The sequence below is a fragment of the Cardinium endosymbiont of Culicoides punctatus genome (assembly GCF_004354815.1).
GTDB lineage: Bacteria > Bacteroidota > Bacteroidia > Cytophagales > Amoebophilaceae > Cardinium.
In genome coordinates this window covers 1-9,045 of sequence record NZ_QWJI01000027.1, presented here as the reverse complement: position 1 = coordinate 9,045, position 9,045 = coordinate 1, and the positions used below count along the sequence as shown (strand labels likewise).

The following is a 9,045-nucleotide window of genomic DNA, read 5'->3' as shown; positions in this document are numbered from 1 at the left end:
GCAATTATGATAGTCATTGATAGTATAAATAAAGGTAACGCTTGGGCTAAGTAAAATCATATATTTGTACCACCACCTAATTATTATTATATTTAATAATATTGAACATTAGAAACTATATAAACATTACTAATAACAGTAATAAACAATTGATTAATTTAAATGCGTACTCAATTATATTAATATTAGAAAAATTAAAATTATGTTAGATACCAGAAAAATGTATTGTTTATTACTCACATTCTCAATAAATTTAGGATGTTCTTCACATTATATTGATGAAATGAATAGACAAGCTTCGTCAGATAGTCAAGCTGGACCTAGTACAGTATCTTCTAGAGAAGCTGATGACGAACATAACAGTATGCAACCTATGTATGATAAAATAGAAGATTTCTTGCAAAGAAATAATACCCCTTCTACTTCAGAGAACAATAGAGTTCATAAAGGATCGCCTGTAAATAATCAAATGATACAAACTATAATTGATAATATCGGAAAGCCCATCAATATCCAACCATTACCAAATGATTATAAATGCTTCTTAAACAAATATGGATCTATATATGGGCCTGGTTTTGAAATATATGGTCCTTACCAATCAGATAAAGGTTCTGAAACAGATACTTTAGAACTTATACAAAATGGATTTATAGACTTTTGTAAAAAAAATATTAAGAAGCCTAAAGGAGTGAAACCGTATTGGTTAATAGCTAAGATAGGTGAATCTAACAGATATTATATTAATCTATCAAAATCTGGTAACAACCATATATACTCTATGGATCGTAATGGTTCTTGTGTGCCATTTGCTAAAGATTTTTCAGAATTTTTGGACAAATTCTTTCAAATTTGTCAATCGACAGGTGAAGATTCTGATTAATATTAGGTGTTTGTATTTTTAGTCATTTAATTTTTTTGTACCTGTTAGCGTATATTTTCAGGCCAATTTTTAGCGTAAAAGTGTAGGTTTCTGTGTCCGTTCAGCACTGTGGCAGAAAACATGTTTACCTCTAGTTTTTTATTAAAATTTGGAACAAAATTTTAGCTCTTAAGCTAAAAAACTGTCTTAAAAGCATGCCTGAAGCAGGTCGAAAAGCAAATTTCAGCCGCAGTGCTGAACGGATACAGGTTTTTTTAATGTATTCCCTTAAAAAATTATAAACGAAAATTATTTGATAGAAAATTATGAATTTTATAGAAAAGATAAAATAATTGATATTCAAAGGATTATAGAAAAATTAATAAGGAAAAAAGAAAACCAGGATCATACAGAATCAATTGGTTAACAAGGATTTAATAACTAAAATCTGACAAACCGGGTTTTTAGTTAAATAACTCCATCTAAGATAGATTTTATAAAAAAAAATTTTATTTGGTAGGGTCGAGCAATGGCGCGGTAGTCTTACCTCCGTTTCCATCGCCCGCCGCATCGAACGTAACGTAGAGATTTCCCCTATTACGCTCTCCTAATAGCTTCTTATCATCGCCTATGGCCTATCGGCTGTGGTTGCTTTCAAATGGGTATAATAACGAATTTGATAATCGTTGTATAACTTCATCTTTTCGTATATATCCCTTCTACTCCACCTTCCCCAGCCGAAGCCATTAAAGGCAATAGCAAAATCTATCCATTGGTCGTACAAATTCTTTTTGATTTTGCTTTTGAGATGGTAGCAAACCATCCAGATGCGATCAAGTTCATAGACATTGAAGAAGGTTGGACCACCTTAGATGATGCCTCTAGTGAGCATATAGAGGCTTTTTATCGCAAAGGTAGAAAGACCAAAACCTCTATTCGCATTATTACGCAAGACATTGGAGAAATCAAATCATCGAAAATAGCTAGTGCCATTAAAAATAATGCAGCTACCTTCATACTTCTGTACAACGAGAAAGCCTCTAGCAGGGAAGAAATAGAGGCTTTTCTAGGTATGAATGCATTGGATATGGAAAAATATGCCAGTTTGCGCAGGCAAAATGGTCCAGGAGGTTTTAGAGAAATATTTATCAAAGAAATGGGCAAGAGTCACATATGGCTACTAGAACCTTTTCTTTGGGAACATGCCATGGTTACCTCTAATCCATCAGAAAGAAATAAAATAGCTGCTTTAACCAAAAAACATGGAAACATTGAAGACAGCATTGCAGAATGGGTATACCATACTAAACAAAAACATTATGTCTAATCATTTTCAAGGTATCTTGTCCTCTTCAGCTAATCTAGATGCACAAAATCTAATGGTGAATATCACTATTGGAAAGATGGTTAGTCTGGCCAAATTATTGCTATTGCCTTTCTTACTGGTACGTTTAATGGTCTACTATTTTCAGTACCATTTAAGTACTGCCGAGTTATTAAAATCTTGTTATACCAGTCTGTTAACCCTAGCTGTTACTTTTCTGCTTTTGCAGTTCTATTTGGATATTTTCCATATGCTAGACAAATTAACCGCTTTGATTATGAAGGGGTTTGATTGGCATGATCTGATTAAGCCTGATAGCCTTGAAGATCTAAAAGATCCTGAGATGAGTATATGGCAGCTAATTAAAAATGGGGTTTCTAATTGGACTACTAAAGCCTTAAAATCTATATCTCGTATGATGGGTTTAACCACTACTATATTCCGTCATCAAGCGATCCTATTTACCTTACAAACCGGTCCGTTAGCTATTGCCGCTAGCCTCTTACCAGGAAATTTTAGCAGTATAGTTATTTATTGGCTCAATATGTTAATTTCCTTTTTAATGTGGGGGGTAACGATTGATTTGTTAGACTATTCATTGATTGCTTTAGAATTCAATAACGTAGATCCGACATTTCGCACAAAATTTTCAGATTTTTTATTTTTCGTGTTGACTGCATCAACCTCGCTTGACAGGATAAAAACCATTTAATCTTACTTCAAAAACAGCATTTTATGTAAATACTTGCTTAATTAGGCTCTTATTTCTTAAAGAATGATTAAGGTCATGCATTATTATACTAAATAAAAAGTTACTATACAATAGAAAAAGACGTAATTATTACTAATTAATCGATCTGAAAGATTGTATTCTGTACAAATTTTTACTTTGACTAGGAAGATCTGTTGCTGTCATTTTTACATAATTAATTCTTAATCAATTGTGCGCCACGCTAAGCGCACATTCCGCTAGTAGCTGCAAGTGCTACCGGAAAAGCGTTACTGAACGCATTTCGTACTTAGCCTTGGGCAGTTTCTGGTAACAGAAGCTGTTAAGCGTAGGCAAAGGAACCTATAGGCCGGAAGCCGCAAGGTTGAAGTGATTGAGCCCCGTAAAAGAGTTTGTGATGGTGGCCGATGTTTTGATTGAGACAGAAGGCAATAGACACAGACGTTATATCAGGAGGAAGTTTGTCCACCATCGGGGTCTGAGAACCTGGCATTTAGGGAAAGTGGATGTGTGAACGTGGGAGAGCCTAATGGATCTCGAATTAACTCGAGTATTGGTAAACAAGTGTAACAACGAGGATATCGAAATATCTATTAGGCAGTCAGACTGGTCATAGTACTCCGAGTTTGGGAAAGCCAAGCACATGGGGAAGGACCAGGGGTAATGTTCGACTTTAAAAGGGTCAGGACTTTCGCACTTTTAGTTGAAAACATTGTATATAGACCAGGCTACAAAATAGCAAAATTTTATTTTATATTGATTATCAGTATTGCAAAACATGCCCATGTCTAAAAATATAAGCAAAATTATCTATTGTGCGAAAGTCCTGAGGGTAACACAATGGAGACATCAGAATTTTCAAGCAACGTGGACACATCTCTTTTAGAGATAGCATGGCTATCTTCTCAGAGCAGATCTCAGGAATTCCATAGCCTGATGCATCACATCAATGTGGAAAGTCTGAGAATCTGCTACAATTTGCTGGATGGAAAGAAAGCAGTTGGAGTAGATGGAATGAGCAAGGAAGTTTATGGGCAAAATTTACAGGAAAACTTAGAGACACTTATCGCAAAGATGAAGCGTATGGGTTATCGTCCCCAATCGGTTCGGGAAGTTCGGATCCCTAAAGAAGGGCAACCCGGCTCTACTCGGCCACTGGGGATCTGTAATTTTGAAGACAAACTTGTTCAAAAACGGATGCAGGAGCTATTAGAAAGCATTTATGACCCAATTTTTGTGGACTGGTCCTATGGGTTCAGACCAGGAAAAGGGGTACATGATGCAATCAAGGCACTCTCTGCACATCTTTATGCGCAAGATTCGGAAGCAGTCCTGGATGTAGATATTCAGAACTTCTTTGGATCGCTAAATCACCAAGTTCTAAAAGGATTTCTTGCTGAGAAGATCAAGGATACTAAATTCCTAAGGTACATTACTCGCATGTTGAATGCAGGTGTACTGACAGAAGGAGAACTGATAATAAGTGAAGAAGGTGTTCCACAAGGATCTTGCTGCAGTCCGGTATTGGCAAACATTTATGCACACTATGTAATAGACGTATGGCTTGAAGAAATAAAACCTCTTCTTGATGGAAGGCTGCAAGCCCTTTCGCTATGCGGATGACATGGTGTTGAGTTTTCAATACTTACGGGATGCACAGCGGGTTCGAAAAGTGCTAGACCGAAGGCTGGAGAAATACGGATTGCAACTCAACGTGGATAAAACTCGGATTGTACCATTTTCTAAGAAGAAGCATAAACTTGGAGAAAGACAAGGAAGTTTTAAATTCCTTGGGTTTACGTTTTACTTGGGAAAGTCAATTAGAGGAGCTATTATCCCAAAACTCAAGACAGAGGGAAAGCGCTTTCGGATGAAACTACAAGGGGTAAAATCATGGTGCCGTACACAACGACACCAGATACGTATGGTGCATTTCTGGAAACAGTTATGCGCTAAACTACGAGGACACATCGCATATTATGGGGTGAGCCATAACACTAGGTACGTTAGAACATTTGTTAATGAGGTAAAAAAAATAGCCTTTAAATGGTTGAATCGGAGAAGCCAGAAACGATCCTTCAACTGGGAAAGTTTTGTGCTTTTTCTGAAACACTACCCACTTCCGTTAGTAAGGGTGTACCATCGTTTATTATGAAATAATCATGTGAATGAATACTATCTTGAGCCCATTGCCTTAATAGGGCACGATGGGTTCTAACGAGGGGGTGGCAGCTAACGTAAGAAGGCTGTTGCTCTACTCACTATAAAAATAAATAAAAAATTATGTTTTTTTAGTGCGGAATGTCAGGTAGATGGTATCGGTGCAGCCATTGCTGCTTGTTTGATGTATGCTATGGTAGGTCCACTTACCTCTCTATATATAGGCAATACGATCGGAAACAGTCTTTTTGCACTAGCGTTTAATAAGACGGATTCCTCCATACACATAAACCAGAATGGAAAATCTAATCATATCTTTGTACCTTTATACAGTAACTAAAAATATATAGCCTGAATAGCCTGATCTGTCTTCATGGGATGTAATGATGCACCTGTTACAAGTATCATTTAATGTAGTCTTCTCTATTACTGCTTACATAGCTCGTTAAGACATATCGAGCACTAAAAAACAAATGATTAAAAAAAATGGTTCCCACAAAAAAAAATATTGACGTAGTATTACTGTGTCTTATACTATCTTTATTTTCATGTAAAACAAATAAGCATTGTATGGGTCAAGTATATTCAGGCCATCAAAAATCAGATGAAGATATGCAAATAGATCATGATAATAAAAGGCAGAAACTAGGTTATGAAAATATCCCTATTGGTGTTGTTTCTATAGAAGAGATGTTATCTACACAATATTATGGTAACTACCCAGGTACCCTTTTTAACTTTTTTAAAAATCATTGATTATTAAATATAAATATTTTTATCAACTTTAACACATAAGCAAATATGCCACAAAAATTTTCACTGTTAATTTTATAATTCATTATAAATCATACATAAAAATATTATCTGTATTATACAGAAGATAGGGTACCTGGGGAGTTACATATTATGTAGATAAGACGGATCATGCTTATAAATTAATGTCTGGTGTAAATAAATATATATTTCTCTCCCGTCCACGTAGATTTGGAAAATCCTTATTTGTTAGCACATTAGAAGAAATAGCTAAAGGAAATAAAGAACTATTTCAAGATTGCCATATCTATAATAAAACTAATTACGATTGGAAGAAATACCCTGTCATTAGGGTGGATTTTTCAAATATGGATAAAAACAACTCCGAAATATTAAAAGAATCTATTCTAAATGAATTATATACTATTTCTAATTCATATGAAATAGAAATGGAAAAGCCTAATAAAAAGACTCTTTCTAACACTTATTTAAAAGAATTAATTAACAAACTATATTCAAAGTTCGTAGAACTTAAAAAGACTGATGAAAGTTACGAACCTAAAGTAGTCGTCCTGATAGACGAATATGATGCACCGTTTATCAATCAATCAGATCCCATTATAAAAGAAGAAAATCGTTTAATTGTACGAGATTTTTTAGGAGTTGTTAAAAGCCTTTCTCTTGACAATAAAATTAAGCTAGAATTTGTCACAGGTGTTAGTGCTTACTGTTTTAAAGAATGTCTATCTGCTCCTAATAATCTAAATGATATTACTTTAGATAAGAATTATGAAACTATAGCTGGTTATAAAGAAGAAGATTTATTACAGGAAGGTTCTGTTTACAGTAAAAAAATAGATGAATTAGCAGAAGAAAGAAATATAAGTAGAGATATACTAATTGGTGAAATGCGTGATATGTATAATGGTTATAAATTTCATCCTGGAGAAGATACGATATCTGTATATAATCCGTTGTCAACATTAATGTTTTTAAGTCGTAATGAATTAGATAACTATTGGATTAATACAGGAACACCTACATTTTTAGTGAATAAAATTAATAAGTTAAATGCTGATATAAACTTTTCTACTAAACCTATTGAAGTTGTAAAATCTAAATTAATAGAACACAATGAGGATAATTTAACTATAGAAGGCGCTATGTTTCAAGCAGGCTATCTAACTATCAAGGGATATAAAAATAAAATAGAAAAAGAAAGATTCATTAGACCTAATGAGCCAATATTATTAAAATTTCCTAATGATGAAGTTGAAGATTCTTTTTATGATTTCTTAGTATTAGAATTTAAGAAAAAATCTAAATCAGAAGGTGAAAAAATTAAAGATAAAATAATTACAAAACTGAATGATATAGATATAGAAGGTTTCGTTAAAGTTATTAGATCATGTATATCAAGTATACCCTCTAATTTATCCAATCCAAAGCATAATAGAAATGAAGCCTACTACCATACAGCTTTACACTGTTTCTTAGAAGGAGCAGCACTCAATCCACTTAGTGAACATGCTACTAGTGGAGGTAGGATAGATATTGTTATTGACTCATTAATTGATGTTACCTATATATTTGAATTAAAACATGACCAAAGTTCTAATACTGCTTTAGGTCAGATAGAAGGTAATGATTATAGAGAAAAGTTTCTTTATAAAGACAAAAATATAGTCCTTATAGGACTTAATTTTTCTAGTAAAATTCGTAATGTTAAACAAAAATTTGATTTTTCCATCTACGATGAAGAAGGCAAGCAAACTACTAAAGATACTATTCTTGGTAACCGTCAGAATGTACGTGGTAGGGAAGTTAACAGACAACGAGGATAACAAACCTTAGAGGCTTTTGAAGAGATTGGGTAAATATACTAGAGGCTTTTCAAAAGCCTCTAATGGGAAGCAAAATTAGCAAAAATTTTGTCTAGTTTTTTCAGTCCAGTATACTTTTATCTACTTGTAAATCGGGAACATTATCTGCTTTGGAAGCAAAAGATAACTGCGAAGATGTATAAATAAAAAAACATCCAGCAAAAAGACCGAAAATATAACGTTTAAGAAACATAGTTTTACGCTATAAATCTTTTGGATCTTACAGTAAGATCCAAAAAGGTTACTTAACAATTCTGCTCTCTATTTGTTGCAATAATTGATTATATTGATGTACCATTTTTCCAGATAACGTAAATCGTCTCATAAAAAGAGACAAGTTATGATAGCTATCTTGTGTAAATTCTAATTCAATATGTACTGACGTGGAATGACTGCCTTCAGCAATAGGTTTATAGATTGCTAAAAAAGGAGTAAGCTCTGTTACACGAATAGGTATTTGATTCAGTATAATATGAAGTATAGAAACTTCTTGACGATTGAGTTTGATACTTGTTTTGGGACTAGAAGGCAATTCTGGAACACTAGAAAAACTAGATTCTTTAGGTAAAACAGTTCTTATTTTTTGAAAAAATGCATCTAAAGCAATAGCTTCTTCTCCTATTAAGGTATATCTACCAAAAAATATAAATATATTTTCTATATCTTCTTGTGATAATGAAAGCGTAAAAGTAGCTTCTGGATTACTATTTTCCCTTTTACTTTCTGAGATAACTATCTTGTCTACAGGTTCAAAAATAGCTAAATAAGAAGGTATTTCACTGCTCTCTAATTCAATTTGACGGAATACATTATGAATGGTAATCGCATCAGTATAGGTAAGTCCTACATGCAATTTGACTATACTATTTTCAGAAATATCTGTTTTTTTTAAATCATTTTTTGATTTATTATCAGACAATAGACTGCGAATTTTTCGCAAAATAGCTCCAAGGGGTTTTGCTTCTTTACCAGAAACTTTGTATCTATCAATAAAGAACAGTAAGTCATTGCAGGAAGAAGATGTCCATTTAAACGTTAATTGTTGCTGTTTGGGTTTAATTGTAGTAAGCGCTTGCTCTATAGGGGTGTACAAGGATAAAAAAGAATCAATTTCCTCAGAAGAAACATCTACTTTCCCTAATACTCCATAGAGTAGTTTTGCTTCATCAACGGTAACCTTTACAGAAAGATTAGATGATGCAAATAAACTAAAATTGATGGATAAACTTAGTATAGAAATGGATATTAATCTATATCAGGACTTTCGCATTTTTAATTAAAAGCTGTATATGGATTACGCCATAACTTTTCCTGAAAAATTTTTAAGGGTTCA

9 protein-coding genes and 1 pseudogene are annotated in these 9,045 nt (G+C 33.4%); 8 read left to right on the top strand and 2 right to left on the bottom strand.

Annotated features, from left to right (window positions below; genetic code table 11):
• The first annotated feature begins 202 nt into the window (after positions 1–202).
• The 5 genes from CCPUN_RS03775 to CCPUN_RS04925 all read left to right on the top strand — a co-directional run bounded on the left by CCPUN_RS03775 (position 203) and on the right by CCPUN_RS04925 (position 5,071).
• Positions 203–883 carry an SMI1/KNR4 family protein gene (locus CCPUN_RS03775; protein WP_133282249.1) on the top strand — a complete coding sequence of 227 codons (681 nt, stop codon included), beginning with the start codon at positions 203–205 and terminating at the stop codon, positions 881–883.
• 691 nt (positions 884–1,574) lie between these two features.
• Positions 1,575–2,189, top strand: coding sequence for a TraG/VirB4 family ATPase (locus tag CCPUN_RS03770; protein ID WP_320410539.1), 615 nt, complete (start codon positions 1,575–1,577; stop codon positions 2,187–2,189).
• Positions 2,182–2,898: a hypothetical protein gene (locus CCPUN_RS03765; protein ID WP_133282248.1), complete on the top strand. Its 717-nt coding sequence runs from the start codon at positions 2,182–2,184 to the stop codon at positions 2,896–2,898. The genes CCPUN_RS03770 and CCPUN_RS03765 overlap by 8 nt, the downstream gene beginning before the upstream one ends.
• A gap of 858 nt (positions 2,899–3,756) precedes the next feature.
• Positions 3,757–4,539, top strand: a complete 783-nt coding sequence (locus CCPUN_RS03760; protein ID WP_133282247.1) for a reverse transcriptase domain-containing protein — start codon at positions 3,757–3,759, stop codon at positions 4,537–4,539.
• Positions 4,505–5,071 carry a reverse transcriptase domain-containing protein gene (locus CCPUN_RS04925; RefSeq protein ID WP_133282246.1) on the top strand — a complete coding sequence of 189 codons (567 nt, stop codon included), beginning with the start codon at positions 4,505–4,507 and terminating at the stop codon, positions 5,069–5,071. The genes CCPUN_RS03760 and CCPUN_RS04925 overlap by 35 nt, the downstream gene beginning before the upstream one ends.
• A 149-nt stretch (positions 5,072–5,220) precedes the next feature.
• On the opposite strand, the gene CCPUN_RS04750 is transcribed toward CCPUN_RS04925, so the two are convergent.
• Positions 5,221–5,364, bottom strand: a complete 144-nt coding sequence (locus tag CCPUN_RS04750) for a hypothetical protein (protein WP_165941943.1) — start codon at positions 5,362–5,364, stop codon at positions 5,221–5,223.
• A 282-nt stretch (positions 5,365–5,646) separates the two neighbouring features.
• On the opposite strand from CCPUN_RS04750, the gene CCPUN_RS03750 reads away from it, so the two are divergent.
• The 3 genes and pseudogenes from CCPUN_RS03750 (at position 5,647) to CCPUN_RS04845 (ending at position 7,673) form a co-directional block, all read left to right on the top strand.
• Complete coding sequence (locus tag CCPUN_RS03750) at positions 5,647–5,832, top strand: hypothetical protein (protein ID WP_133282245.1); 186 nt, start codon at positions 5,647–5,649, stop codon at positions 5,830–5,832.
• 155 nt (positions 5,833–5,987) lie between these two features.
• Positions 5,988–6,542: pseudogene (locus CCPUN_RS04850) on the top strand (AAA family ATPase); the annotation flags it as partial.
• Between the two features lie 195 nt (positions 6,543–6,737).
• On the top strand, positions 6,738–7,673 hold the full coding sequence (locus CCPUN_RS04845) for a PD-(D/E)XK nuclease domain-containing protein (RefSeq protein ID WP_478210232.1): 936 nt from the start codon (positions 6,738–6,740) through the stop codon (positions 7,671–7,673).
• A 280-nt stretch (positions 7,674–7,953) separates the two neighbouring features.
• Here the strand turns inward: CCPUN_RS04845 and CCPUN_RS03740 are convergent, their stop codons facing one another.
• On the bottom strand, positions 7,954–8,805 hold the full coding sequence (locus CCPUN_RS03740) for a hypothetical protein (RefSeq protein WP_133282243.1): 852 nt from the start codon (positions 8,803–8,805) through the stop codon (positions 7,954–7,956).
• Positions 8,806–9,045 lie beyond the last annotated feature (240 nt).